The 26,792-nt window shown below is 56.9% G+C and carries 25 protein-coding genes; 14 read left to right on the top strand and 11 right to left on the bottom strand.

Annotated elements, in window-relative coordinates; all coding sequences use genetic code 11:
- Nucleotides 1-289: 289 nt before the first annotated feature.
- The 10 genes from AC0JZ1_RS14930 (at nucleotide 290) to AC0JZ1_RS14885 (ending at nucleotide 11,621) form a co-directional block, all read left to right on the top strand.
- Nucleotides 290-2,224, top strand: coding sequence for a S9 family peptidase (locus AC0JZ1_RS14930; RefSeq protein WP_471883119.1), 1,935 nt, complete (start codon nucleotides 290-292; stop codon nucleotides 2,222-2,224).
- Between the two features lie 88 nt (nucleotides 2,225-2,312).
- Nucleotides 2,313-3,227, top strand: a complete 915-nt coding sequence (gene rsmI / locus AC0JZ1_RS14925) for a 16S rRNA (cytidine(1402)-2'-O)-methyltransferase (protein ID WP_471883118.1) — start codon at nucleotides 2,313-2,315, stop codon at nucleotides 3,225-3,227.
- Nucleotides 3,217-3,579 (top strand): YraN family protein, encoded by a 363-nt coding sequence (locus tag AC0JZ1_RS14920; RefSeq protein ID WP_471883117.1) that lies wholly within the window; start codon nucleotides 3,217-3,219, stop codon nucleotides 3,577-3,579. The genes rsmI and AC0JZ1_RS14920 overlap by 11 nt, the downstream gene beginning before the upstream one ends.
- Before the next feature lie 123 nt (nucleotides 3,580-3,702).
- Entirely contained in the window at nucleotides 3,703-5,025 is a 1,323-nt protein-coding gene (ugpB, locus tag AC0JZ1_RS14915; protein ID WP_471883116.1) for a sn-glycerol-3-phosphate ABC transporter substrate-binding protein UgpB, read from the top strand.
- Nucleotides 5,026-5,126: 101 nt separating this feature from the next.
- Entirely contained in the window at nucleotides 5,127-6,011 is an 885-nt protein-coding gene (ugpA, locus tag AC0JZ1_RS14910) for a sn-glycerol-3-phosphate ABC transporter permease UgpA (protein WP_471883115.1), read from the top strand.
- Between the two features lie 9 nt (nucleotides 6,012-6,020).
- Nucleotides 6,021-6,869 (top strand): sn-glycerol-3-phosphate ABC transporter permease UgpE, encoded by an 849-nt coding sequence (gene ugpE / locus AC0JZ1_RS14905; RefSeq protein ID WP_471883114.1) that lies wholly within the window; start codon nucleotides 6,021-6,023, stop codon nucleotides 6,867-6,869.
- Nucleotide 6,870: 1 nt separating this feature from the next.
- On the top strand, nucleotides 6,871-7,977 hold the full coding sequence (locus tag AC0JZ1_RS14900) for a sn-glycerol-3-phosphate import ATP-binding protein UgpC (RefSeq protein WP_471883113.1): 1,107 nt from the start codon (nucleotides 6,871-6,873) through the stop codon (nucleotides 7,975-7,977).
- Between the two features lie 88 nt (nucleotides 7,978-8,065).
- Nucleotides 8,066-9,022, top strand: a complete 957-nt coding sequence (gene gshB, locus AC0JZ1_RS14895) for a glutathione synthase (protein WP_471883112.1) — start codon at nucleotides 8,066-8,068, stop codon at nucleotides 9,020-9,022.
- A 132-nt stretch (nucleotides 9,023-9,154) separates the two neighbouring features.
- Nucleotides 9,155-10,687: a YifB family Mg chelatase-like AAA ATPase gene (locus AC0JZ1_RS14890; RefSeq protein WP_471883469.1), complete on the top strand. Its 1,533-nt coding sequence runs from the start codon at nucleotides 9,155-9,157 to the stop codon at nucleotides 10,685-10,687.
- Nucleotides 10,688-10,709: 22 nt separating this feature from the next.
- A complete protein-coding gene (locus AC0JZ1_RS14885) occupies nucleotides 10,710-11,621 on the top strand; it encodes a GNAT family N-acetyltransferase (RefSeq protein WP_471883111.1) in 912 nt (303 codons plus the stop codon).
- A 36-nt stretch (nucleotides 11,622-11,657) separates the two neighbouring features.
- Here the strand turns inward: AC0JZ1_RS14885 and cysK are convergent, their stop codons facing one another.
- From cysK to dut, 3 genes are read right to left on the bottom strand one after another with little or no spacing between them, the layout of a single operon-like run.
- Nucleotides 11,658-12,623: a cysteine synthase A gene (cysK, locus tag AC0JZ1_RS14880; protein WP_471883110.1), complete on the bottom strand. Its 966-nt coding sequence runs from the start codon at nucleotides 12,621-12,623 to the stop codon at nucleotides 11,658-11,660.
- A 32-nt stretch (nucleotides 12,624-12,655) separates the two neighbouring features.
- Entirely contained in the window at nucleotides 12,656-13,267 is a 612-nt protein-coding gene (locus tag AC0JZ1_RS14875) for a LysE family translocator (protein WP_471883109.1), read from the bottom strand.
- Between the two features lie 52 nt (nucleotides 13,268-13,319).
- Nucleotides 13,320-13,778, bottom strand: coding sequence for a dUTP diphosphatase (gene dut / locus AC0JZ1_RS14870; protein ID WP_471883108.1), 459 nt, complete (start codon nucleotides 13,776-13,778; stop codon nucleotides 13,320-13,322).
- A gap of 86 nt (nucleotides 13,779-13,864) precedes the next feature.
- On the opposite strand from dut, the gene AC0JZ1_RS14865 reads away from it, so the two are divergent.
- Complete coding sequence (locus AC0JZ1_RS14865; RefSeq protein WP_471883107.1) at nucleotides 13,865-15,448, top strand: peptide chain release factor 3; 1,584 nt, start codon at nucleotides 13,865-13,867, stop codon at nucleotides 15,446-15,448.
- Between the two features lie 20 nt (nucleotides 15,449-15,468).
- On the opposite strand, the gene betC is transcribed toward AC0JZ1_RS14865, so the two are convergent.
- From betC to otsB, 4 genes are read right to left on the bottom strand one after another with little or no spacing between them, the layout of a single operon-like run.
- Nucleotides 15,469-16,983, bottom strand: a complete 1,515-nt coding sequence (betC, locus tag AC0JZ1_RS14860) for a choline-sulfatase (RefSeq protein WP_471883106.1) — start codon at nucleotides 16,981-16,983, stop codon at nucleotides 15,469-15,471.
- Between the two features lie 6 nt (nucleotides 16,984-16,989).
- Entirely contained in the window at nucleotides 16,990-17,940 is a 951-nt protein-coding gene (locus tag AC0JZ1_RS14855) for a choline ABC transporter substrate-binding protein (protein WP_471883105.1), read from the bottom strand.
- A 39-nt stretch (nucleotides 17,941-17,979) separates the two neighbouring features.
- A complete protein-coding gene (gene otsA, locus AC0JZ1_RS14850) occupies nucleotides 17,980-19,374 on the bottom strand; it encodes an alpha,alpha-trehalose-phosphate synthase (UDP-forming) (protein WP_471883104.1) in 1,395 nt (464 codons plus the stop codon).
- A gap of 42 nt (nucleotides 19,375-19,416) precedes the next feature.
- On the bottom strand, nucleotides 19,417-20,214 hold the full coding sequence (gene otsB / locus AC0JZ1_RS14845; protein WP_471883103.1) for a trehalose-phosphatase: 798 nt from the start codon (nucleotides 20,212-20,214) through the stop codon (nucleotides 19,417-19,419).
- A gap of 196 nt (nucleotides 20,215-20,410) precedes the next feature.
- Between otsB and AC0JZ1_RS14840 the strand changes: the two genes are divergently transcribed.
- Entirely contained in the window at nucleotides 20,411-21,205 is a 795-nt protein-coding gene (locus AC0JZ1_RS14840) for a class II glutamine amidotransferase (protein ID WP_471883102.1), read from the top strand.
- Here AC0JZ1_RS14840 and AC0JZ1_RS14835 read toward each other — a convergent pair.
- Complete coding sequence (locus AC0JZ1_RS14835; RefSeq protein WP_471883101.1) at nucleotides 21,188-22,108, bottom strand: LysR family transcriptional regulator; 921 nt, start codon at nucleotides 22,106-22,108, stop codon at nucleotides 21,188-21,190. The genes AC0JZ1_RS14840 and AC0JZ1_RS14835 overlap by 18 nt on opposite strands.
- A gap of 90 nt (nucleotides 22,109-22,198) precedes the next feature.
- Here AC0JZ1_RS14835 and AC0JZ1_RS14830 point away from each other — a divergent pair, with 90 nt between their 5' ends.
- Nucleotides 22,199-22,762: a chromate transporter gene (locus AC0JZ1_RS14830; RefSeq protein WP_471883100.1), complete on the top strand. Its 564-nt coding sequence runs from the start codon at nucleotides 22,199-22,201 to the stop codon at nucleotides 22,760-22,762.
- Nucleotides 22,759-23,286 (top strand): chromate transporter, encoded by a 528-nt coding sequence (locus AC0JZ1_RS14825; RefSeq protein WP_471883099.1) that lies wholly within the window; start codon nucleotides 22,759-22,761, stop codon nucleotides 23,284-23,286. The genes AC0JZ1_RS14830 and AC0JZ1_RS14825 overlap by 4 nt, the downstream gene beginning before the upstream one ends.
- Here AC0JZ1_RS14825 and coaBC read toward each other — a convergent pair.
- From coaBC to AC0JZ1_RS14810, 3 genes are all read right to left on the bottom strand, one after another.
- On the bottom strand, nucleotides 23,272-24,486 hold the full coding sequence (coaBC, locus tag AC0JZ1_RS14820; RefSeq protein WP_471883098.1) for a bifunctional phosphopantothenoylcysteine decarboxylase/phosphopantothenate--cysteine ligase CoaBC: 1,215 nt from the start codon (nucleotides 24,484-24,486) through the stop codon (nucleotides 23,272-23,274). The two genes, AC0JZ1_RS14825 and coaBC, sit on opposite strands and share 15 nt — an antisense overlap.
- 123 nt (nucleotides 24,487-24,609) lie before the next feature.
- Nucleotides 24,610-25,416 (bottom strand): COG3904 family protein, encoded by an 807-nt coding sequence (locus AC0JZ1_RS14815; RefSeq protein ID WP_471883097.1) that lies wholly within the window; start codon nucleotides 25,414-25,416, stop codon nucleotides 24,610-24,612.
- The gene (locus tag AC0JZ1_RS14810; RefSeq protein ID WP_471883096.1) at nucleotides 25,413-26,744 is read right to left on the bottom strand and encodes a hypothetical protein; all 1,332 of its coding nucleotides are present in this window, start codon (nucleotides 26,742-26,744) and stop codon (nucleotides 25,413-25,415) included. The genes AC0JZ1_RS14815 and AC0JZ1_RS14810 overlap by 4 nt, the downstream gene beginning before the upstream one ends.
- Nucleotides 26,745-26,792: the final 48 nt, after the last annotated feature.

Here is a 26,792-nt window from a genome sequence, read left to right as displayed (position 1 = left end):
CATGTTATTCTTGTCCGTCAATTTGGTCGGACGGATGTGGAGGCGCAAAATGGCAGAGTTTGGAAGCAAAAGGCAAGAGGGGCCTCTGATTCTTGAGGGGAGTTCAATCGTGATCAAGACATGTTCACAGCTTTCCACATGACAAAGGAGAGGATAAGCGTAGATCTCTATAGGTACCCGGCGCGGGCCTTACGCTTTCATGCACTGATGATATGCGGTGTCGTGAAAGATTTGAACGACGATTGATTGAAGTCTGATTTTGCCTCGAGAAATTTCTGGAGCTATTGTCATGGTTGAAAGCTCACTCATTCCCCGCAAACTTCTTTTCGGCAACCCCCATGCTTTCGGAGCGCAGCTTTCTCCCAATGGCCAATGGCTAAGCTGGATCTCGCCAGTTGATAACGTTCTCAATATCTGGATTGCGCCCACGCATGATATGGGAAGCGCCCAGCCATTGACGCGCCAGACTGGAAGACCGATCTGGTGGCAGGAGTGGACGGCTGATGGTCGCTTTATCATGTTCGCCAACGATGAAAATGGAGATGAAAACGAACATATTTTCATCGTCGATCCGAAATCCGGTGATGTGCGTGACCTCACGCCAATTGAGGGCGTCAATGCTCAGGTTCAGCACTGGTCGCGCAAATTTCCCAGCAAGCTCGTTATCGGTCTCAATGACCGCGATGCCCGCTGGCATGATCTTTACAGCATCGATGTCGAGACGGGTGAGCGGGAGTTACTCTGGCTTAACACTGAAGGGTTTGCCACCATCGGTCTCGATTGGGATTTTCGCCCGCGTTATGGTCGATCCACGGCAGCAGATGGAAGAACAAGCTTTTGGCAGATCGAGAACGAAACCGTCCGGCACTGGATGGATGTCTCCCATATCGACGGTTGGCTGACCTGGCCCATCCTCTTCCATTCAGACAACAAGCGCTTATTGATGAAGACCTGTGTCGGCCGTGAGACTGCCGCTTTCGCTTGGCTGGATATGGAAAGTGGCGAAGAATCGATCATTGCAGAGCATCCTCGTTTCGATGCTCACAGGGTAATGGTGCATCCCACAACACATGATGCGGAGGCAGTCTCCATTGCAGCTGCTCGCATGGAATGGGTCAGCCTGACACCGGCGGTGGAAGAAGATCTTGCCCTCTTGCAAGCCAAGTTGGCCGGTTTCGAAATTGATATTGGCAGCCGGTCCGATGATGATCGTCGCTGGATCGTAGAGGCGCATACGGCACAGCAGGCGGTGACCAGCTTTCTTTATGATCGCGATAGCGGGACGCTGAGCGAACTCTTTCGTGCCCGTCCGGAACTGGATGCCTATCGGCTTGCACCGATGCGGACCATCGAAGCTAAATCACGGGATGGTCTGGATCTTCTTTCCTACCTGACACTCCCGGCTTCTGTGAAAGGTGAGCGACCTGAAGAGCCGCTGCCCATGGTGTTGTTTGTGCATGGCGGCCCGTGGGGGCGGGATTTTTACGGCTATCGCGGCGATCATCAATGGCTGGCGGATCGCGGCTATGCGGTGCTATCGGTAAATTACCGAGGTTCGACTGGATTCGGGAAATCCTTTGTCGCCGCCAGCGAAAAGCAGCATGCGGCCAAAATGCACGATGATCTGATCGACATGGTGAATTGGGCGATTCATGAAGGCATTGCAGATTCGGCCAAGATCGCGATCCACGGCGGTTCTTATGGAGGCTACGCCTCGTTTGTTGGTGCCACCTTCACGCCTGAAGTTTTCTGCTGCAGTGTACCCGTCGTCGGCATCAGCAACCTGCAGACGCTGCTGGAATCTATGCCACCCTATTGGGCCGGTTTTGCCGAGTTCATGTATCAAAGCTATGGCGACCCGCGCACGCAAGAGGGACGCGCCCTTCTGGCCGAGCGTTCGCCGATCCACAGGGTCGATCAGATCGCCAAGCCGATGTTGATCTTCCACGGTGCCAATGATGTGCGCTGCAAGGTTGCGGAAAGCGATAGTATTGTAGCAGCCATGCAGGCGAAAGGCATTCCAGTCACGTATGTGGTCTATCCCGATGAAGGACACGGTTTCCATAAGCCCGGCAATCGCCTTTCTTATATTGCCATGGCGGAAGCCTTCTTTGCCCAGCATCTTGGCGGCGACTTCGAGCCTTTCGGAGATGATCTTGATCAATCCAGCCACGAAATCCGGGTTGGCGGTGAGATTTTCGACCTTGCCGACACGGGACAATGAGGAGTAGCTGCAAATTCTCTCCGCCTTCCCCCGTAAGCGGGAAGTGCAACCTGCAACCAGAATGTTGCTGTAAGAATAGAAAGCAAGGATGATCGTGACGGAAGAGCGTCGAGCTGAGGAAAAAACCTATCGAGTGGGCAATGTCGCCATTCCGGCGCGGCCTGTGGAACCGGCGCTTTATCTCGTGGCGACACCAATTGGCAATCTTGGCGATATCACGCTGCGTGCGCTGGAAACCTTGGCGGGGGTAGATGTGCTGGCGTGCGAGGATACGCGGGTGACCCGCGTTCTCCTGGACCGTTTTGGCATTTCCGCACGGCCTTACGCCTACCATGAACACAATGCCAATGAGGCAGGGCCGAAGCTTCTGGCCGCTCTGGAAGCGGGAAAATCCGTGGCCCTGGTTTCCGATGCCGGTACGCCGTTAGTGTCCGATCCAGGCTATCGTCTGGGCCAATTGGCTATCGAGGCCGGCTTCAAGGTGGTGCCGATCCCCGGTGCCTCTGCGCCTCTGGCGGCCCTCGTTGGTTCTGGCCTGCCATCCGATGCCTTCCTGTTTGCAGGCTTTTTGCCGGTGAAAGAAAAGGGCAAGCGGGACAGGTTGGCGGAACTCGCCAAGATCCCGGCAACCCTCATCTTTTTCGAATCTCCCCATCGCATCGCCGATACGGTGGCCATTGCTGCCGATGTTCTAGGCCCAACCCGTGCGGCCTGCGTGTGTCGCGAATTGACCAAGACATTTGAGGAATTCCGGCGTGGCACGCTGGGCGAACTTGCAACGTCTTATGAGAATGCGACCGTGAAGGGCGAGATCGTCTTTGTGGTCGGGCCGCCTGCCTATGACGATGTGCCAGCCGCAGTCGATGTCGATATCATGTTGCGGGAGCTTGCACTCTCCATGCCTGCCACCAAGGCAGCAGCAGAAGCGGCGAGGCTAACGGGCCTTTCGCGCAAGGATCTCTATCAGCGGCTGATCGAGCTGAAGGACACCGATGAAGGCTAAGCTCCGCGACCGCAAACAGGCGGAACGGCGAGGGCGATGGTCCGAATATTGGGCAGCGCTTTTCCTGGTGGCAAAGGGCTATCGCATTATGAACCTGCGCTACAAAACCCGCAGCGGCGAGATCGATCTCATTGCTCGTAAGGGTAATCTGATTATTTTTGTCGAGGTGAAGGCGCGCAGAGAATTGCAGGGCGCACTGGATGCTGTAAGCTTTCACAGCCAGAAACGCATTCGCGCCGCCAGCGACCTTTGGCTTTCGCGCAGAAGCGATGCCGCTATCCTCTCACAACGATATGACATTATTGCTGTTTTGCCTTGGCGGTTTCCCAAGCATTTTACTGATGCATTCTGAATTTTGCATGGCTGTGCATTTTAGGAGGGCTTGTTACAGTCCTGTCATATATGCGTAACCTACATGTCACAGTAGATCGTTAATCAGCCCTCATCCTAACAACGGGAAAGAGGGACGATCCCCATGTTCAAGAAGCTCAGCCTCGCCGCAGCGGCGCTTGCCCTTTCGGCCACCACCTCACTCGCTGCAACCGAAATCACCTGGTGGCACGCCATGGGCGGCGAGCTTGGCAAGAAAATCGATGAGATTGCCGCCAAGTTCAACGAGAGCCAGAGCGAATACAAGGTTGTGCCAGTTTACAAGGGTAGTTACCCGGAAACCCTGACTGCCGCGATTGCCGCCTTCCGCGCCAACCAGCAGCCTGCCATCGTCCAGGTTTTCGAAGTCGGCACCGGCACTATGATGGCCGCCAAGGGCGCTGTCTATCCAGTCTACAAGCTGATGAAGGATGAGGGTGAGCCCTTCGATACGAAGTCCTTCCTGGCGCCGGTTGTGGGTTACTACTCCGATACGCAGGGCAACATCCTGTCCTTCCCCTTCAACTCCTCTACGCCGATCATGTATTACAACAAGGACGTCTTCAAGAAGGCCGGCCTTGATCCGGAAGTCGCGCCGAAGACCTGGAAGGAAGTCGAGGAATTCTCCAAAAAGATCGTTACCTCCGGTGCTGCCAAATGCGGCTTCACCTCTGCCTGGATTTCCTGGGTTCAGACGGAAAACCTCTCCGCCCTGCACGATCAGGCCTATGGCACGCTGGAAAACGGCTTTGGTGGTGTAAAGAGCGAGTTCACCTTCAATGGCCCGGTTCAGCAAAAGCATTGGGCAAACCTGAAGAAATGGCAGGATGAAGGTCTCTTCAAGTATGGCGGTCCGGTTGGCGGCGATAATGCTGCAACCATGTTCTTCTCACAGGAATGCGCTATCACCATGAACTCTTCAGGTGGTCGTGCAGCTGTCATCAATAACGCCAAGGACTTCACGCCGGGCTTTGCTCCGCTGCCTTATTATGACGATGTCACGAAGGAGCCGAAGAACTCCATCATTGGCGGTGCCACGCTTTGGGTTCTGAACGGCAAGGATAAGGCGACCTACAAGGGCGTAGCAAAGTTCTTCACTTACCTGTCCAAGCCGGAAGTTCAGGCAGACTGGCACCAGTACACGGGTTACCTGCCAATCACCAACGCGGCTTACGAGCTAGGCAAGAGCCAGGGCTACTATGACAAGACGCCAGGTGCTGACGTATCGATCAAGCAGATCATGCGTGGCACCCCAACGGCCAATTCCAAGGGCATTCGCTTCGGCAACTATACGCAGGAGCGTACGGTAATCGATGAAGAATTCCAAGCCCTTCTGGCTGGCAAGAAAGACGCCAAGCAGGCTCTGGATAGCGCCGTCGAGCGTGGCAACAAGCTGCTGCGCGATTTCGAAAAGGCCAATTCCAACTAATTGCCTTCTTTGATCGGTGGGGCCCGGCATTTGCCGGGCTCCTTTCTGCCTTTGTCCCTCATGGATTTGAGGGAGCGACCTATCCAGCCGAAAGCACGGCCATGAATACTAAACGCACAACCTTTGACAGTCGCCTGTTGCCATACCTTCTGGTCGCGCCGCAGCTTTTCATCACGCTCATCTTCTTCATCTGGCCAGCAGCACAGGCAGTAAAATCGTCCTTCGAGCGCGAAGACCCGTTCGGTCTGGCGACGTCATTCGTCGGCCTTGCCCATTATGCCGAGCTTCTGCAAGACCCCAATTATCTGGATGCAATTGGCCGAACCGCTGTCTTTGCAGTCTGCGTGACGATGCTTTCGATGCTGTTGGGGCTGGCATTCGCTGCGGCGGTTGATCGGCTCACACGAACCTCCAAGGTCTATACCACGCTGCTCGTCTGGCCCTATGCGGTTGCCCCGGTCGTCGCCGGTATTCTATGGTGGTTCCTGTTCAATACGTCCACTGGCCTCCTGCCCTTCTTCCTTGAGCGGTTCGGCATCCATTGGGATCATGACCTGAACGGCACCCATGCGATGATCCTGATCATCATTGCTGCTGCCTGGAAGCAGATTTCCTATAACTTCCTGTTCTTTCTCGCTGGCTTGCAATCCGTGCCGCAGGCGTTGATGGAAGCGGCCGCAATTGATGGGTCCGGCCCGGTCAAGCGCTTCTTCACCATCTCTCTGCCGCTGCTCTCGCCCACCACCTTCTTCCTGTTCATCATCAACGTGAACTACGCCATGTTCGATACGTTTCCGATTGTGGATGCAACGACAGTCGGTGGCCCGGCGCAGTCCACCACCACCCTGGTCTACAAGGTCTATCAGGATGGCTATGTCGGCCTGAACCTCGGCTCCTCCTCGGCGCAATCCGTCATTCTGATGTTGATCGTGATGGCGCTGACCTTCGTGCAGTTCCGCTTTGTCGAACGCCGCGTCCAGTATTGAGGATTGATCATGGTTGAGAACCGCCCTTTTCTGAACATCCTCACGCACGCATTCCTGATCCTCGGCTTTCTGGTCGTGGCGCTGCCCGTCTACGTGGCTATCATTGCTTCCACGCACGATGTTGCGACTTTGATGACAAGTCGAATGCCGCTTCTGCCGGGGTCTCACCTGATTGAGAATTACAGCGCGCTTCTAACGAGTGCCTCGGCCGCCAATGGTTTGCCGAACTATAGCCACATGGCGCTGAATTCGCTGATAATGGCAATTGTGATCACGGTTGGCAAAATCGTTATTTCAATCCTGTCCGCCTTCGCCATCGTCTATTTCCGCTTTCCGTTCCGGCAACTGGCTTTCTGGGTGATCTTTGTTACCCTGATGCTGCCGGTGGAAGTGCGCATCATGCCCACTTACAAGATCGTGGCGGATCTCGGACTTCTGAATTCCTGGGCAGGCCTGACCGTGCCGTTGATCGCGTCGGCCACTGCCACCTTCCTCTTTCGCCAGTTCTTCATGACCGTACCTGATGAAATGCTGGAAGCGGCGCGCGTGGATGGTGCAGGGCCAATGAAGTTCTTCCGCGATATCCTGCTGCCGCTGTCGCGCACCAATATTGGCGCGCTCTCCGTCATCCTCTTCATCTATGGCTGGGTTCAGTATCTCTGGCCGATCCTGGTGACCACGGATACCAGCTATTACACCCTCATGATGGGCATGAAGCGCATGGTCACCGTCCAGGACGGGGTAATCCAGTGGAACCTCGTGATGGCTGGTGCTGTGCTTGCCATGCTGCCCCCCATTCTCATCGTCATTTTCATGCAACGGCTGTTCATCCGCGGCCTTACCGAAACGGAGAAGTAACATGGCGACCATCTCTATCGCCGACGTCTCGAAGATTTATGCGGGTGGGGTAAAGGCCGTAAATTCGGTCTCCATCGACATTGCTGACGGCGAATTCATCGTGCTCGTCGGTCCATCCGGCTGTGGAAAGTCCACTCTGCTGCGCATGGTGGCGGGGCTTGAAACCATCTCCGAAGGCGAGGTGTCGATTGGCGGGCGTATCGTCAACCGCATGGAGCCAGCGGAGCGTGATATCGCCATGGTATTCCAGAACTATGCGCTCTATCCGCATATGACGGTTTACCAGAACCTGGCCTATGGCCTGAAAAACCGCGGCACGCCGAAAGCGGAAATCGATGCCCGCGTGGCGGAAGCGGCCCGGATGCTGGAGATTAACCAGTATCTGGAGCGCAAGCCCCGTGCACTTTCCGGCGGTCAACGGCAGCGCGTGGCCATGGGCCGCGCCATTGTACGCAAGCCTGCGGCCTTCCTCTTCGATGAGCCTCTTTCGAACCTTGACGCAAAACTGCGTGTTTCCATGCGCGGCGAAATCAAGCGCCTCCAGCGGCGTCTTGGCACCACCTCGATCTATGTGACCCATGATCAGCTGGAAGCCATGACGCTGGCGGACCGGCTGGTGGTGCTGAACGGTGGGCAGATCGAACAGATCGGCTCGCCGCTGGATGTCTATCACACGCCTGCCTCTACATTTGTGGCGAGCTTCATCGGCTCCCCGGCCATGAACCTTGTGCAGGGCGAGTTGCATGGAGACCGGTTGGCGGTTGGCCCGGCGGTTCTGGATCTCAAAGGCTATGCCCCTGTCTCCGGTCCCGTCACCATCGGTATCCGTGCGGAAGATTTGCGCGTCACGCATATGACCGACGAGGGGATACCCTTCCGGGTAGATTATATCGAAGAGCTTGGGTCGCAGCGTCTGGTGCATGGCTTTGTCGGCGACCAGATGCTCACAGCCGCTATGCCGGGCGAAATGGTTCTTCCAGACGTTCTGCACCTGGGGGTCGATCTTCGCAAACTGCATTTCTTTGATTCTGCCACCGGCAAGCGTATTGCGGAAACGCAAAACCAGCCACGAATGGCAGACGATGTTCGACATCACGCGACTGCGTGAGATTTGCCCATGCGCGAACGTATAACCAGCCGTTGCCATTGCCCGCCGGTCGTCCTACATCTGGCGGGCAATTTCTCAAGGGGCAGTCATGGCCAAGATTCAAAAAGTCGCGTTCCAGATGGACCATGTGTCTGGCATCAACATCACCGGCGATTCCACATTTGCTATGGCGCTGGAAGCGCAGGCACGCGGCTATGAACTGTTCCATTATACGCCTGAGCGGCTGACCATGCGCGACGGCAAGATTTTTGCCGCTGTGGAGCGCATGCAGCTTCGCGATGAGAAGGGCAACCACTTCACCCTGGGCGAACGTGAGCGAGTGGACCTTTCGACCATGGATATCATTCATCTGCGGCAGGACCCGCCGTTCGATATGGCCTATATCACCTCCACGCATCTCTTGGAGCGCCTGCATCCAAAGACGCTGGTGGTGAACGACCCGGCCTGGGTACGCAATTCGCCGGAGAAAATCTTTGTCACTGAATTTGCAGATCTGATGCCACCGACGCTGATTACGCGCGATGTGGGTGAGATTGCTCGCTTCCGTGACGAACTGGGAGATATTATTTTGAAGCCGCTCTACGGCAATGGCGGCGCGGGCGTCTTCCATTCCGCACGCGACGATCGAAACTTCTCCTCGCTCCTGGAAATGTTCGCCCAGATGTATCGTGAGCCTTTCATCGCGCAGGCCTATCTTCCTGCTGTCCGTAAGGGGGACAAGCGTATTCTGCTGGTGGATGGAAAGCCGGTGGGCGCCATCAATCGGGTTCCCGCTGAACATGACGCCCGCTCCAACATGCATGTGGGTGGCCGCGCCGAGGCGACAGAACTGACGAAGCGCGAACAGGAAATTTGTGACCGTATCGGCCCAGCCCTTCGCGAACGCGGCTTCCTTTTCGTCGGGATCGATGTGATTGGCGACTACATGACCGAGATCAACGTGACCTCTCCAACGGGCATTCGCGAGGTGAAGAAATTCGGCGGTGCCGATGCAGCAGCACTGCTGTGGGATGCCATTGAAGCAAAACGATCTGCCACTCTTTGATCGGTTGCAAATTTAGCTTCAACTTTAACAGGAATTTTGTTCTGCAATTGTTCTTGTTTTCAGCGCAAGGTTGTGCTTGATTGCCACCGTGTTGCGCGGCACATGATTTCCGCGGGTTTGAGCGGGAGTGCCATGGTCGCGCGGGTCAGTACGGTTGCATTTCAGGGTATCGAAGGCGTCCCTGTTGACGTGCAAGTCATGGTGGGCCCTGGCAAGTTGGCCATGCAAATCGTGGGTCTGCCGGATAAGGCTGTGGCCGAAAGTCGCGAGCGCGTGCAGGCAGCGCTTCATGCCTCAGGTCTGGCATTGCCGCCAAAGCGGATTACCGTCAATCTTGCGCCCGCGGATCTTCCCAAGGAAGGGTCGCATTTCGATCTTCCTATCGCGCTTGGGCTCATGGCCGCGATTGGCGCCATTCCCGGTGATGCCCTTTCCCGCTTTGTGGTGATTGGTGAGCTTAATCTCGATGGTACGCTGGCTCCTGTCGCAGGTGCGCTACCTGCGGCGATTGGCGCCAATGCGCTGGATAAGGGCTTGATCTGCCCGGCAGATAGCGGGGCCGAGGCGGCGTGGGCTGGATCGGAAATTGAGATTCTCGCTCCACGTAGTCTGATCGCGCTTGCCAATCATTTTCGCGGCACACAGCTGTTATCACGGCCAGCGCCCGCCATTCGTGCGAACCCGACTGATCTTCCCGACCTTGGCGATATCAAGGGCCAGGAAAGTGCCAAGCGAGCCTTGGAGGTGGCAGCGGCAGGCGGTCATAACCTGCTCATGGTTGGGCCTCCCGGTTCGGGGAAGTCCATGCTGGCGGCTCGTCTCCCCTCGATTTTACCGCCTCTGTCGGCGCCAGAACTGCTGGAAGTCTCGATGATCCATTCCATTGCGGGCCAACTGTCGGGCGGCAAGTTGTCGGATCGTAGACCGTTCCGCACGCCGCATCATTCCGCCACCATGGCAGCGCTTGTTGGAGGTGGTATGCGGGCAAAGCCGGGAGAGGCTTCGTTGGCGCATCACGGCATTCTCTTTCTCGATGAGTTTCCGGAATTTTCGCCGCAAGTGCTGGATGCCCTGCGCCAACCATTGGAAACGGGCGAATGCGTAATTGCCCGCGCCAATCACCGTGTCTCCTATCCGGCGAGTATCCAGCTTGTGGCGGCAATGAACCCATGCCGCTGCGGCATGGCGGGTGAGCCGGGTCACACTTGTGCCAAGGGGCCCCGCTGCATGACGGATTATCAGGCCCGCATCTCCGGGCCGCTCCTGGATCGCATCGATATCCGCATCGACGTCCCGGCTGTTTCAGCGGCAGACCTTATACGTCCAAGGCCAGCCGAAAGCAGTGCGGAAGTAGCGGCACGAGTAGGCCGTGCGAGAGACAGGCAACGCGTTCGCTTTCAGGCGGCAGGCTTGCCCTATATCAGCACCAATGCCCGCTGCTCGACCTCGCTCATCGAGCGCTTTGCCGAGCCTGATGCCTCAGGCCTGCAGTTGCTGCGCGATGCTGCCGAAAAGCTTAAATTCTCCGCCCGTGGCTACCATCGTGTCTTGAAGGTCGCCCGCACTCTTGCAGACCTGAGTGATGAAGATAAGGTTGGCCGCATTCATCTGGCTGAGGCGATATCTTACCGTATTGCAGGCGAGCGATTAACTGCTGCTGCGTGACGAGTGGGCAGCCGTCCCGCGGATGCCAAGTTACGTATGCCAAGTTGTTGCGTTGAGGTTACCAGTGGCGCTTGTACGCATAACCTGTGAGGACCATGAATGGCACGCTCCCTTCTTCCAGCTCATGGAAGAGGTGTTCGGTCTCTCCGGCTTTCGCGATTGGGGCGCACTCTGTGGATGGTCAGGAGACTACGTCGTTCATGGATGGGAGGAAAACGGACGTCTGGTTGCCAGTCTTGGTGAAACAAGAATGGTCCTGACCGGTTCTGACGGTCGTGCGTTCGATGCCCTCCAGTTCGGCGCGGTTGCGACCGCCAAGGAGGCTCGTGGCCGAGGTCTGGCGCGGTACCTGATCGAAAACGTCTTGAACGTGGCCGACAGATCAAATCTAGCCGTGCTCCTGTTTGCCAATCCTTCTGTAATCGATTTCTATCCGAAGTTCGGCTTCAGGCGAGTGCCCTGTCAACGTTTGTGGATTGATCAACCGCATGGAAGCAGAAGCCAGGCTCTGCCAGGCAAAATTCTTGATCCTCAATCACTGAATGATCGGAAGATGGTCGAGATTTTAATAGCAAAATCTAACGCAGCTGGGGGCCTTTTGCTCGCAAAGCGTTCCATGGGTACTATCCTCTGGCACTGGCTCAACTCCAATCTCACTGCTGTTTATCTGCAAGAATTTGACAGTATCGCTTTTATTGAACTGACAGAGAATGACCTGTTCCTTGCGGATTGTCTCGGTGGAGAAGAGGCGGAGGACGCTGTCGTCAAAGCCTTGGTTGGAGTGCGGCCTGCAATAGAATTTGGCTTCGTGCCGACCAGCAAAGCGCTGTTGGAACGACTGACACAGGCTGCTGATAAAGACTGCTACATGTTCTGGCTTGGTCCAAGACTGCCTAATGAGCTGATGCGATTTCCGGCTTTAATGATGACGTGACGAGGGCCGGAGGAACCGGCCCCACACAGTTTAGAATCAGCCACCCAAACCGTCAAAAAGCACTGTCGAAAGATAACGTTCTGCGAAGGATGGAATGATAACAACGAGGTTTTTGCCTGCATTCTCTGGCCGTGAGCCAACCCTGATCGCAGCTGTCAGTGCCGCACCTGATGAAATGCCAACCGGCACGCCTTCCAGCCGCGCGACGAGGCGTGCCATCTCCACGGCGTCCTGGCTGGCAACAGTGACAACCTCGTCATAGATGGTGGTGTCCAGAATTTTTGGCGCGAAACCTGCGCCGATGCCCTGAATTTTATGAGGTCCGGGTTCGCCGCCGGAGAGAACAGGAGATTCAGCCGGTTCAACGGCAATGACCTTAAGGTCGGGCTTGCGGCTCTTGAGAACCTGGCCTGTTCCGGTGATTGTGCCTCCCGTTCCGACGCCCGAGACGAAGAGATCGATCTGACCTTCGGTATCGTTCCAGATTTCTTCGGCCGTCGTCTGACGGTGGATTTCAGGATTCGCAGGATTTTCGAATTGTTGCGGTACAATTGCGTCCGGCAGGCTTGCCGCCAGTTCTTCGGCCTTGGCAATGGCACCCTTCATTCCCTTTGAGCCTTCCGTCAGGACCAATTCCGCACCAAGCAGAGCCAGCATCTTGCGGCGCTCGATGGACATGGTTTCCGGCATGGTCAGGATCAGGCGATAGCCTTTGGCGGCAGCGGCAAAGGCAAGCGCGATGCCCGTATTGCCCGAGGTCGGCTCAACCAGCACCGTCTTGCCGGGTACGATCTTACCTGCAGTTTCCAGTGCTTCGATCATCGCCACGCCAATGCGGTCCTTCACCGATGCGATGGGATTGAAGAATTCAAGCTTGGCCAGAAGATTTGCCTTCACGCCTTTCTCTTTGGCGAGCTTGTCGAGACGCACCAGTGGCGTGTTGCCAATTGTTTCGGTGATAGAAGAATAAATCTTTCCGCGACCGGGCTTGGTATCTGACATTACTCTCTCCGTCCGTTATCAACGAGTTAAGTTCAGCGTACTGCGATATAGGCAGCGGTTCCAGCCAGCACCGCCGCAGCACTGCGGTTCAACGTTTGAAGTGCCTTGGGTTTTGCAAGCATCGTCCGCGCCTTGGAGGCAAGCAGGATGTATGGCAGCAAAACGCACAACAGCACGATGAAGGTGATGCCAACCAAAGTGACATAATCCTGCGCATCTATCGCATCGAGCGGGATGAGCGTTGGCACAAGCGCGACATAGAACAGCATGGTTTTTGGATTGCCGAGCGTGACGAGCAGGCCGGAGAGAAAAGCCATCCAGCCGTTTGCGCCCGTTCGTGCCTGAATATTCTGCTTCAACAGGCCAGCGGTCCAGAGCTTCCACGCGATGTAGCAAAGATAAAGCACACCTAGGTATTTGATGATGAGGAAGGGCGTGGTGAAATTCTGCGCCACGATGGCAAGTCCCAGAACAACAGCTGTGAGATAGAAAAGGTCGCCCAGAATGAGGCCCAGCCCCATGTAGAAGGTGGGCCGGAAGCCGGACCCAAGTGCACGTGCTACAATGGCCGTCATGCCGGGGCCGGGAATGGCGGCGGCAATAAAAAGAGCGGCAGCATAGGCAAATAAGGTGGTAAAGGTCATGGCGAACTCTGCGTCTTTGTCAGCTCTGACGTGTCGGAATAATTACGGCAGCTTATACACCCGTTGAGCCAAATCCACCCGCGCCCCGTGTTGTCTCGCTAAAATTTTCCGCCTCGTCGATGCGGGCCTGAACGACTGGGGCGAAGATAAGCTGAGCGATGCGCATCCCGCGTTCGATGTGGAAATCATCTTCACCAAGGTTGATGAGAAGCACTTTCACTTCACCGCGATAATCGCTGTCGATGGTGCCCGGTGTGTTGAGGCAGGTCACGCCGTTCTTGAATGCAAGGCCGGAGCGTGGGCGGACTTGAATTTCAAAGCCCTGCGGAATCTCAAAAATGAAGCCGGTCGGCACCAGCATTCGCTTGCCGGGTGAGAGCGTCAAAGGCTCACTCACGGCTGCGCGCACATCCATGCCTGCCGCCCCCGGCGTTTCATAGGCAGGCAAATCCAGCCCCTCGCCATGCGGTAGCCGAATAAGTTTCAGGACAGGACCGAGGATATCGCGCATCAGGTTTCTCCGTGTTCTTCGCCCGGTCAATTGCATAATTGCCTCGAAATCGCTAGATACGCGGCAACTCAAAGGATTTACTCGACATGGCTGAAAGCATTGCCGAGGCGGTATCTCGCCGCCGCACCTTCGCGATTATCGCGCACCCGGACGCCGGTAAGACGACTCTCACCGAAAAACTGCTGCTGTTCGGCGGGGCCATCCAGCTTGCCGGTGAAGTGAAGGCGAAGAAAGACCGTATCCAAACCCGATCGGACTGGATGAAGATCGAACGTGAGCGCGGCATCTCCGTCGTTACGTCCGTGATGACGTTCGAATATGAAGGTAATGTCTTCAACATTCTCGATACGCCCGGCCACGAAGACTTCGCGGACGATACCTACCGCACGCTGACTGCCGTGGATGCTGCCGTCATGGTAATCGACGCCGCCAAAGGTATCGAGCCACGCACGCTGAAGCTGTTCGAGGTATGCCGCATGCGCGACATTCCGATCATCACCTTCGTCAACAAGATGGACCGCGAAAGCCGCGATACGTTCGAGGTTCTGGACGAGGTTGAGGAAAAGCTGGCGCTGGATACCGCGCCGATTACCTGGCCGGTGGGTCGCTCCAAAAGCTTCTGTGGCTCCTACAATCTGGCCAACAGCACCTTCCGGGGCAGCGATACCCAGGTTGAACCAACCAAAGTGAACGGCCCTCAGAGCGTGGCCGATCACCTGCCGGAAAATGAGCGTCAGGCGTTTGTCGATGAGTTGGAACTGGCGGTCGAAGCGTGCCGTCCGTTCGACAAGCAGGCTTTCCTCGAAGGACACATGACGCCGGTTTTCTTCGGCTCGGCACTGCGCAATTTTGGTGTTCGCGACCTGATCAATGCGCTTGGCGATTATGCGCCGCCGCCGCGTGACCAAGTGGCGGATATCCGCAAGGTTCATGCGGCTGAAGACAAGATGACTGCCTTCGTCTTCAAGATCCAGGCCAATATGGACCCGAACCATCGCGACCGCATCGCCTTTGCCCGCATCTGCTCCGGCAAGCTGGAGCGCGGCATGAAGGCGCGTTTGGCGCGCACCGGCAAGCAGATGGGCCTCACGGCTCCGCAATTCTTCTTCGCGTCCCAGCGCCAGTTGGCAGATACGGCCTATGCGGGCGATGTTGTAGGCATTCCGAACCATGGCACGCTGCGCATTGGCGACACGTTGACGGAAGGCGAAGCGCTGGTGTTCCAGGGCGTGCCGAACTTCTCGCCGGAAATTCTTCGCCGCGTGCGTCTGGAAGATGCCATGAAGGCGAAGAAGTTGAAGGAAGCGCTTCAGCAGATGGCGGAAGAAGGCGTCGTACAGCTTTTCTCACCGGAAGATGGCTCGCCCGCTATCGTGGGCGTTGTCGGTGCGCTGCAGCTCGACGTGTTGAAAGAACGTCTCTCGGCGGAATACAGCTTGCCGGTCTCGTTTGAGATGTCGCGCTTCTCCGTCTGCCGTTGGGTATCTGCGGATGACAAGGCGGATCTGGAAAAGTTCATCACCGTCAAGCGCGGCGATATCGCTCGCGACCTGGATGGCGATCCCGTTTTTCTCGCGCAGGATGCGTTCTCACTACGATACGAGGCTGAACGTTATCCAGCTATCAAAATGGTCGCCATCAAGGAATATCACGTCGCCAAGGCAGCGTGAGGGGAATGTCGGCGCGGGGATCACTCCCCGCGCGGATAACGCTGGTTTTCCTCCAGCACGTTCAGATCCATGTGATTGCGCATGTAGCGCTCCGAAGCTTTTTGCAGTGGCTGATAATCCCAAGGAAAATAAGCCCCGTTGCGAAGTGCAGGATAAACCACCCAGCGTCGCGCTTGGCTTTCACGCACAGCCTCATCGAACCGGCGTAAATCCCAACGCTCCTGCATCATCGCCGTCATCCGCAGCAATTGCTCCGCATGGTCCGCGGAACCGGCAAGGTTCTGAGTCTCGTGCGGGTCACTTTCCAGATCGAAAAGAAGAGGCGGGTCGGCCTCGCAGAGCGTCAACTTGAAGCGCCCGTCACGCAGCCCAACCAGCGGCGCAATCGAGCCTTCAGCGGCATATTCCATGGGAACCGGCCCGCGAGAGTCTGTGCCTTTCGCAAGCGGCGTCAAATCCTCGCCGTCAGTCCAGCGTGAAAGCCGCGTAAGATCGAGCCCAGCGAGTGCGCCAATGGTCGGTGTTACATCGAGTGTTGAAGCCGGCTGGTTTACGAGAGCGGGCGCCCAGTCAGGTGCCGCGATCATCAAGGGTACGCGAGCCGATCCCTCAAAGAAGCACATCTTGAACCAGAGGCCCTTCTCGCCCAGCATATCGCCATGGTCTGAGACAAAGAGGATGATGGTATTATCGACCATCCGTCCGCGCTCCAGCACGTCCAGAATTTCGCCGATCTTATCATCGACATAGGAAATATTGGCGAAATAGCCGCGCCGCGCGCGCCGTACCTGTTCCCGCGTAATATCAAAGGCGCGAAAATCGCAGGCTTCGAGAAGCCTTTGGGAATGCGGATCGAGGTCTTCGAATGCCGGAATGTCTCCCGGAGGATCAAGATACTCGCAATTCTCGTAGAGATCCCAGAATTTTTTCCGCGCTACATAGGGGTCATGCGGATGGGTGAAGCTGACAGTCAGGCACCAGGGTCGCTCATCCTGCCGACGTGAAAGATCGTAGAGTTTGCGGGTGGCGTTGTAGGCCACTTCGTCATCATATTCCATCTGATTGGTGATTTCGGCAATGCCCGCCCCAGTGACGGAGCCGAGATTGTGATACCACCAGTCAATGCGCTCGCCGGGCTTGGTATAGTCTGGCGTCCAGCCGAAATCGGCCGGGTAGATGTCTGTCGTCAGGCGTTCTTCGAAGCCATGGAGTTGGTCGGGCCCCACAAAATGCATCTTGCCGGACAAAGCTGTGCTATAGCCCGCGGCGCGTAAGTGATGGGCAAAGGTCGGGATGTCGGAGGCAAATTCCGCCGCGTTATCATAGACCCTCGTGCGGCTTGGGAGCTGCCCGGACATGAAGCTTGCCCGCGCCGGTGCGCAAAGCGGACTTGCGGTATAGGTATTGGCAAAGCGCACGGAGCGCTCTGCCAGCTTTTTCAGATTTGGAGCATGCAGAAAATCGGCTGGACCATCCGGGAACAGAGTTCCGTTTAGCTGGTCCACCATCAGGATCAGAATATTCGGCGCCTGCATGGTTGCTTAGAGCCCGAGTGCCGATTGAACCGCTGGTAGTGCTGGCTTGCCGTCAAGCGTGGTCACACCAGAAAGCCAGGGTTCGATCGTCTTCGGATTGGCCTTCAGCCAAGCCTTTGCGGAGGCTTTGGGGTCCTGCCCGTCCAGGATCGAGCCCATGAGCTCGTTTTCCATGCCGATCTCAAAGCGCATGTTCTTAAACAGCGTTGCTGCATTTGGGCATTTGGCTGGCCAGCCAGCGCGTGCCAACGTGTAGACCTCCGCGCCACCGTAGTTTGCGCCGAAATAGGCATCGCCACCGGAAAGATAGGTGATCTTGTATTGCGTGTTCATGGGGTGTGGTGCCCAGGCCAGGAAGACGATGTTTTCCTTCTGGCTCTCGGCGCGTTTCACCTGCGCCAGCATGGCCTGCTCACCAGACTCCACCAATTCCCAGCCCTTGAGATCGAAATCATTCGCTTCAATCATTTTCTGGATATTGGCGTTGGCCGGAGCGCCGGGCTCAATGCCATAGATCTTTTTGCCGAAACTGTCGGCCTGCTTTTGCAGATCGGCAAAATCCTTCACGCCCTTGTCTGCCACATAGGACGGAACCGCGAGGGTAAATTTCGCGCCTTCGAGATTTTTGGTCAGCACTTCGGCTGCCTTGGCAGCATTCAGATCATCGATGAACGATTTCTGCGCTGGCATCCAGTTGCCCAGAAACACATCGATCTCGCCATTCTTCATGGACTGGTAGCCGATGGGAACTGAAAGGGTTTTCACATCCGGCTGGTAGCCCAAGGCATCCAGCACGACAGAGGCGGTGGCATTGGTCGCCGTTATGTCCGTCCAGCCCGGGTCTGAGAGACGAATTGTCTTGCAGGCTGCATCGTCAGCAGCGGCTGCACCGGACGCCAGTACCATGGCAAAAGAAGCGCTGCAAAGGAGGAGCCGAATTGGTGTTGCAAGTTTCATGGTTGTTCCCCAGTTGGCGCGTTTCTGGCAATTTCAGCCTCATGCCGCGCTTTTTTTCTGATCGGTCGTAAGGTCGTTTAGAAAGGCGTCACACCAATGCTGCACATCGTTCACCAGTAGGTGGTCCATCATGCCGCGCCACCTTTGAATTCGCTCTTCAAGTCCCATGGTAAGCGCGCGGGCTATCGCATTTCCCGTACCCTCAATGTCATAAGGATTGACCAGCAGAGCTCCCTTCAGCTCACGCGCAGCCCCCGCAAAACGGGAAAGCACAAGCACACCGGGATCTTCAGGATCTTGTGCTGCGACAAACTCTTTTGCAACGAGATTCATACCGTCACGCAGGGGCGTGACAAGCCCAACCTTGGCAAGCCGGTAAAGACCAGCCAGTACCGGGCGACCGATGGAGCGGTTGATGTAGCGGATTGGCACCCAATCAACAGTACCCAGAGCACCGTTCACCCGGCCAGCCTGCTCCGCCACGGTTCGCTGCATGGCCTCGTATTCCGGTACTTCGGAACGGGATTTTGGTGTGATCTGCAAATAGGTCACGTTGCCCTGATGAGCGGGATTGCGTGACACGAAGCTCTCATAGGCATCGATACGTTGGGTGATGCCCTTGGAATAGTCCAGACGGTCCACGCCGATGATGAGATCTCGATTTTCCATGCTTTGACGCGCCTTGCGTACCAGAGCGGAAGAGGCTGCTTTCTTGGCAAATTCGGCAAAAGCGGCTGTCTCGATGCCGATGGAATAGAAGCCACCCTTGAAGGTGCGTCCGTGCGAACTGAACAGGCCGTCGCCGATCGCATTTCCGTAGCCTTCCCGCACCAGACAACCGCGAAAATTCTCCAGGTCGTGATCCGTCTGAAACCCGACCAAATCATAATGTGTGAGGCTGCGCATGATCTCTTCATGCACTGGCATGGCAAAGAGAACATCCGCTGGCGGCCACGGAATATGCAGGAAAAAGCCGATCTTGTTGGTAAAGCCCATCTGGCGCAGTTCTGCTGCCAGTGGAATGAGGTGGTAGTCGTGAATCCAGAGAACATCATCCTTCTGGATCAACGGCGCGACGCGGTGGGCGAAGAAGCGGTTCACCCTGAAGTAGCCTGCCATCTCCTTGCGGCCATATTCCGCCAGATCGAGCCTGTAATGGCAGATGGGCCAGAGCACGCGGTTGGCGAAGCCGTGGTAATATTCCTCCACATCGGTCTTGGTGAGATCCGTCAGTGCATAGGTAATATTGCCGCGCTCCGTTAAGGAAAGCGGCTCCGGTTCCCGAGAACCGCTCGATTTTCCGGACCAACCCATCCATATGCCGCCACGCTCTTCCAGCGCAGCCTGTAGCGCCACGGCAAGTCCGCCAGCGGGCGCAGTGCCGTTCTTTTCCGGCATCGGTACGCGGTTGGAAATGACGACGAGACGGCTCAAGATGAATACTCCTTTTTGAACGTTGTCAGGAACCGGTGAAACTCAGGAAGCGCTGGCAAGTTGCGTGAGGATTTGCCGCAGGTGCGCGGATGTGGGAATGACTGCTTGAGCATCCGTGTGGTCTGCGTCACCAATGCGGACGGACAAGCCGCCTAACTCATTTGCAACTTTGAACATGGCCTCGTCGGTGAGATCGTCACCAATCGTGATTGGCTTGCGACCCTTGAAGGGATGCTCTTCCATAAAGGCACGAACAGCCGCCCCCTTGCTCGCACGCGAAGGGCGAATTTCGATCACCATCTTCCCGCGTTGAAGCGCATAATTCGGACCGGCCTCGTCCAAGGCAGAAGCCATAACTGCTTCTAGCGAATGCTCCCATTGCGGCGCTTGCCTGAAATGAGCCGCCACAGCCGCGCCTTTGTCTTCGATAATGACGCCGTCCCAGTCCACCGTCACCCGCTCAAGCGAGCGCTTAAGCGTCTGGAAGGCGTCATCCTCCTGCACAAGGTCGAGGGTTCCATCGGTTCTGCGGCGCTCGGCACCATGCAAACCGGCGATGGGAAGCGATAGGGGTGAAAACAGTCCATCGGCAAAAGGAAGATTTCGCCCTGTAACCAGGGCCAAAGCTCCATCCAGCTTGTGAGAGAGGCGTTCGAGATTTTCCACTAAACCCGGTGGAGAACTGACGCCATCCGGTGTCTCGGCCAGATCGAGCAGTGTTCCATCTATGTCAAGGAAAAGGGCCCAGCCCTTCGGTTCTGCCTGCAAAACGTTGAGCGGGCCACTCACAGTCGCAAGTTCTGCCGCTTCGGCATCACGTGGTGTGTCGGTCGTTAACATGGATTTGGATGTAGACCGGCACCTTGATAAGGCAAGATGAAGAGAAGCAAATCTGTGCTGCCGAACCATGAATTCGACATCATCCGTCGCAATCTGCCCTTTGCTATCGGATTTGCTAATGTGTCGTTAACTGATTCGGCACAGACTTTTATTCGAGCCTTCGTGCTATTGCGTTTTTGGACTGGGAAGATCGATCATGTGCCGCTGGGCCGCCTATCGCGGTAATCCCCTTTATCTGGAGGAACTGGTTTCCTCTCCCGCCCATTCGCTTATTGAACAGAGCCATTGCGCAAGCCGCGCCAAGACCGCCACGAATGGCGATGGTTTCGGCATTGCCTGGTACGGCGATCATTCAGAGCCGGGGCGTTACCGGGATATTCTTCCCGCCTGGTCCGATTGCAATTTGCGTAGCCTGGCGCGGCAAATTCGCTCTCCACTGTTTCTCGCGCATGTGCGTGCTGCCACCAACGGCGGCACAAGGCGGGATAACTGTCACCCATTTGTCTATGGTCCGTGGTCCTTCATGCATAATGGCCAGATTGCCGGATTTGAGAAAATTCGCCGCAAGATGGAAGCGCAGCTTTCGGATGAGCTTTTCAATGCGCGCACCGGCACGACCGACTCCGAACTGCTGTTCCTGCTGGCCCTGCAAATGGGAATGGCCGATGACCCGTTTGGCGCGGTGGGGCGTGCTATTGCAGAAGTAGAGCGCCTCTCCGGCGAGGCCAGCGACACCACCCTTGTGCGCTTTACCGCAGCCTTTTCCGATGGGCATTCGCTGTTCGCCATTCGGTATGCGACGGACCACAAGCCGCCAACGCTCTATGCCGCACCCATGGGTGGACAGGGTGGGTATTGCCTCGTCTCAGAGCCGCTGAACGATGATGTGGATGCCTGGGCCGAGATACCGGATGGTAGTGCCGTGATGGTCTCAGACAAAGGGCTGGTGACATCAATCTTCCAGCCCTCAGCTTTAGCCGCTGCGGCCTGAGCCGGCCATAAGCCGGGTTTCCTCCACAAAGCGCTGTAAGGCTCCTTGTAAGGGCTCCCGCCGGTAGGCGAGGTAAAGCGAGGCAGATAGCCCTGAATCCGGCATGAAGCGGCGATAGGTGACGCCTGATGTTTCCAATCTGGCCATGGACTGAGGAATGATGGTGAGCCCCAGGCCAGCCGCCACGAGGCTTAATGTCGCGACGAGCTTTGGCGTTTCCTGCGATAAATGCGGGCTGAAACCTGCTCGTCGACAGGAGGCGATAATCGTGTCGTAGAGCACCTGGCTGCTCGGGCGTCGATATAAAACAAAGGTTTCTGCAGAGAGTGAAGCAAGGGCAATCCGCTGTTCGTCCGGCTGCCGTGCCAATACGTGATCGTCCGGCATGGCAAGTACCATATCCTCTTCATCCAGCAGTTCCGTAATCAGGCTTTCGCCCCACCGCAACGAATTGGTGCGGATAAATGCTGCATCCAGTCTGCCAGCATTTATTGCCTCTACCAGCTCGCTCGTTGCCCCTTCATCCAGCGTCAAGGAGAGCTCGGAGTGGCGTATCCGAAGGCTACGGAAAACGGAGGAAACGAGAGAATGAAAGGCTGCAGAACTGGTGAAACCGATCTGCAGTTGGCCGGTTTCTCCGCGTGCGGCACGTCTCGCCGCCTCTACAGCTTCTTCGGCGCTGCTGAGCACTGATCGTGCCTTTTCGATGAATGCGGTACCCGCGTCAGTCAATTCCACGCCGCGAGGCAGACGACGAAAGAGTGGCGTGCCAATCATTGTTTCCAGCGACTTGATCTGTTGGCTCAGTGGTGGCTGTTGAATCCCGAGCCTCTCTGCTGCGCGTGTCATATGGCCTTCTTCAGCAACAGCAATCGCATAGCGTAGATGACGAAGCTCAAGCATCGATATGTCCTGTATATGGAAGATGCTGTTAGCATATATTGGACACACAGGTTGTGGAAGCTTAATTTGGAGCCAACAGGAGATCCTTCGATGACCCCCATCTCTTCATCTACTGCAAGCAATGAGCTGCCGACGAAATCGCAGATATTCTTCGGCTTTCTCGGAATCGGTATCATCGGCTTCGGAGGTGTTTTGCCCCTATCGCGACGCCTGTTGGTGGAAGACAAGCGGTGGCTCTCACCGCAAGAATTCACCGATCTCTTGGGCCTCTGCCAGTTCTTGCCGGGTGGCAACGTGATTAATCTCTCTGTTGCGGTGGGTATGAAGTTCCATGGATGGCGAGGCGCTCTTGCGTCCATTTTGGGGCTCACGGCTGTTCCCACTGCCTTCGTCATCCTTCTCGGCGTCATTTACGACCAGTACAGGTATGATCCGCATGTGCAGCATCTGTTTGCCGGTTTGGCTGCAGCAGCTGCCGGCTTGCTAATTGCAATGGCGGTCAAGCTGCTCAAGCCAATCCTGGGTAAGCCGCAAGCGCTCCTGATTGCAGGCTTGCTCTTCCTGGCCGTTGCGTTCTTTCGCCTGCCAATGCTGGCGGTGATGTTGACGCTGGCGCCTCTCTCCATTCTTCTCGCTTGGCGGGCGCAAAGATGACGGGAACACTGATTGCGCTTGCACTGATTTTTACCGAGCTTTCCCTCATGGCTTTCGGGGGCGGCTACGCCGTTCTGCCTGAGATCCAGCGGCGCGTCGTGGAGGTGCAGCATTGGGTATCACCAGAGGAATTCAGTGCGCTATTTGCTCTTGCGCAGGCTGCGCCCGGCCCCAACATGATGATCGTGCCGCTGCTCGGCTGGCACATTGCCGGCTTCCCAGGACTGGCGGTGGCATCGGTGGCAAAATTCCTGCCATCCTCCGTCATCACATGCTTTGCCGTTTCAGCCTGGGATCGTTTCCGCGATAGACCATGGCGCAGCGCTGTGCAGGCTGGTCTGCTACCCATAACCGTTGGCCTCGTGGCATCAAGTGCCGTGGTCATCACGACGGAATCGGCATCAAGCCTTTGGCTGGCCGGCATCGTAGGCATGACTGCCGCTTTGTCCATCTGGACACGGGCTCATCCTCTGGCCGTGCTGGCTCTCGGCGCAAGCGCCGGGCTAGCCTCAGGCTTTGTCTGAAAGGCGTTCTGCAATCAGGCTCGCCAGCCGTTCGGCAACCTCTTCCTTGGTCATCTCCGTCCATTCCGCAATGCCATCGCCGGTAATCAGCTTCACGCGATTTCTGTCGCCGCCCATGATGCCGGTTGCGGGGGATACATCGTTGGCGACGATGATATCGGCACCCTTCGCTTCCAGCTTGCGGCGGCCATTGGACTCTACATTTTGCGTTTCGGCTGCAAAGCCCACGACGAAGCGGGGGCGCTCGGCATGGTGGCCCACGGTCTTCAAAATATCCGGGTTCTCGGCCAGTTGAAGCGGAGCGGGTGCCTCCCCCGGTTGCTTCTTGATCTTCTGGTCGGCGGCGCCGAGAACCCGCCAATCTGCAACCGCTGCCACCATGACGGCGGCATCGCAGGGCAGTTGCGACAGCACCGCAGCTTTCATTTCTTCGGCGGTCTCTACATGAATGGTCGATACGCCTTTAGGGTCGGCGATTGTGACGGGACCGGAAACCAGTGTCACCTCGCCACCAAGCTTTGCCAAGGCGCTGGCAATGGCATGACCCTGCTTGCCGGATGAGCGATTAGCGATGTATCGGACTGGATCGATTGGCTCGTGCGTTGGCCCGGAGGTCACGACGATCCGCTTGCCCGCCAAGGGACGCTTCTGAGGCACAAGCAATTGAATTGCGGCAGCGACAATCTCCAGCGGTTCGGCCATGCGGCCGGTTCCAGCTTCACCGCTTTCTGCCATTTCCCCGCGCATGGGGCCGATGAAGTGAATGCCATCCTGGCGCAGCGTTTCCGCGTTGCGGCCGGTTGCGGCTGCCTCCCACATCTTGGGGTTCATGGCTGGCGCAATCAGAACTGGCCGATCCGTTGCAAGGAGCACCGCGCTGGAAAGATCGTTGGCTAGGCCATGCGCCATCTTCGCCATCAGGTCTGCCGTGGCAGGCGCAACAAGCACGAGATCGCACTCGCGCGCCAACCGGATATGGCCGACATCCTGCTCGTCCTCGCGAGAAAAGAGATCGGTGTAGACATGGCTGGCAGAAAGCGCGCCAACGGCCAGCGGCGTTATGAATTCCTGGGCAGCCTGACTGAGAATAGGGCGCACGGATGCACCTCGTTCCCGTAAGCGGCGAATGAGATCGAGGCTCTTGTACGCGGCAATACCACCGGAAATGATCAGCAGAATGCGTTTGCCCGCAAGCTCCATCGTCGCGATATCCTATCGAGTTTGTCAGGGAAAACTAGAAACCGGTTTTCCCAAAAAGACAAACGAAAACAAATAAGCATGGTGTCACGTCTGGTCTAAGCCGTTTTGCGACTTTAGGAAAGATCAAGGAGACCGCTTCTTGGCCACTGGCGCTTGCGCAGTCACAAGCTTGAACTCTTTCAGCTCCTGCTCAGAGAGGTAATAGAGCCGGTCCGGCGGCGTTTCCAGCGCGTGAAACCAAAGGCCAGATCCTATCCCCATGGCATCCAGATGGCGTGCCACACGCGCTGTGGTGCTTTGGGCGCTGGACATTGCCTGTTCAGGGCTTGGCCGTTCCGTGCCGCCATTAAACACCTGATGAACGCCAATCACGGCATCCTTCTCCGCCTCGCGCACTGTGCCGCCCGCCATCACGATGGGGCAGGAGGAGGCACAGAGCGCACCCTTTGCAACTCGAGTGCCGAGCTTTCGTTCGCGGATGAGCGCGGACATGGCCAGCGCATCATCCACGGAACCTCCAGGCGAATTTAGCGAGACCTGCTTCACATATTCGCCGCGTGCCTCGATTTCTTGACGAAAGCGTTCGGCTGCACCTGGATCGATGGCACCTTCCGCCAGAAGTATGCCACCTGGCTGAAGATCAAAGCGAATGGCCTGGCGCAGAACCTGTGGGTCGCTCGCTGGTTCAACAGGCGGGGCATGCGGCTTGCCATCTGTGAGGGCAGGCGGAAGAACCGGCTGACTGACCTTTTGCGGATCGTAGGTGGGCACAACACTCGTTTCGGAGGTTTGCGAGAACTCCCGAATATCGACGAACAGAAATAGTGCGGCAGCCGCCAGCAGGCCATAAAAGGCGGTGCGCATGATGAGGCCGTCGTCGGCTTGCGCAAAGGCTTGCCACAATCTCTGACCTGCCTCATTGGGCTTCATGACGCAGGCCCTATGCGCGTCTGCTTGTTGAGGTCCAGGCTAGTGACTTTGCTCGCGTCCTCAGTCTCCGCCGTTGGTGCATCAGTTTGTTGTTCAGCTTCTTTGGCCTCTGCCTTACGAACCGCCTCTTCCAGATCGATCCCGCGTGCGCTCAAGGCACGCTGCACCTCAAGCGCCTCCAGCAGTTCGGCAGCGGTAATGCGCTCGGCAAAGGGCATTCGGCTTTCCTGCCGACGGATGGCGCCATGAACCGTAGCCAGCACGAAGACGAGAACGGCTGGCAGAAGATCGATGGAAATTGCGCCAGCCCAGGCCGGAATGAAATCGCTTGCATAACGAAGAACCGCTTCAGCTGAAGACAGCGGCACGAACCGTCTTTCCGCGACCGGTGGGCGGTTCAAAATCTCGTCTGCCGCTTGTGACAGAACCTTGGATTGCGCGCCGACCGAGGCGCGGATCGTCTCCATGACCTGACCCTGGCGATTGGCAAGATCAACCTCGCGCCCATCCGCCACAGGTGCAATGAAACCAAGCGAAAGATCGTCTGCCGCGCGCCGGATCGAGGGCGCGATGGAGGTTTGATTGAGCGATGTAATCACGCCGGTGAGCGCGACGACTTCTGATGAGAATTGATCGGCGCGCGGCGCAATGGCACCCGGCGCCGAGACGAGCGTGCGCATGGTTTCCAGCCGCTTTTGCCCTTGCTCGAACAGGTTCGCCACCTGCTCACGCGAGGCCACGATGCCGTTTTCCAGTTCCTTCATCTGCGCGGACATCTGGCTCAAGAGCTGAACCACACTGCCTGAACCCGTAGTACCAGTCAGCGCGCCGGATTGGCGCTCGGATTCAGCCAGTTGCGAGAAGCGTTCGGAGGCGCGTTGAATATCCGGCAGCAAGCTCTGTGCCGCCAGCGCATTCTGGTGCGCCCGATCGAGATCACCCGTATAGCCTTGCACTGTCTCTGCCAGATGCTGCTCAAGTGCTGCGGACCCTGCCAGTGCCGCGGCATTCAGCCAGCTCGACATGGCAATGATCATGGCACAACCCAGTGCCATCACGCCAAGCATGGCGCCACGTGCACCTGGACCCGTTACGTGCGGGAAGAACCGCGCCATATAGGACCAGAAGGCATAGATAGCGACGGAAACAGAGCCGGAATAGATAACAGCCGCGAAGAAGACCGCAGTTGCTGACCCATCCAAAATGCTGCGGACACCGAGATAGGTGTAAACACCGGATGCCAGGGCCAGCACAGCCAGCGCAAACCGGGTCATGGTTTCGACGGCGGCAACCCCGTCATGCAGCCGGTGAGATGCGCCAAGCGCCATAGGATCAATTCTCCAAGGAATGTTTTCTTAACAAACGATGAAGAAACG

It is taken from the genome of Affinirhizobium capsici (assembly GCF_977018625.1).
Note: the sequence above shows the minus strand (reverse complement) of the source record. Positions and strands in the feature narration are given on the sequence as shown.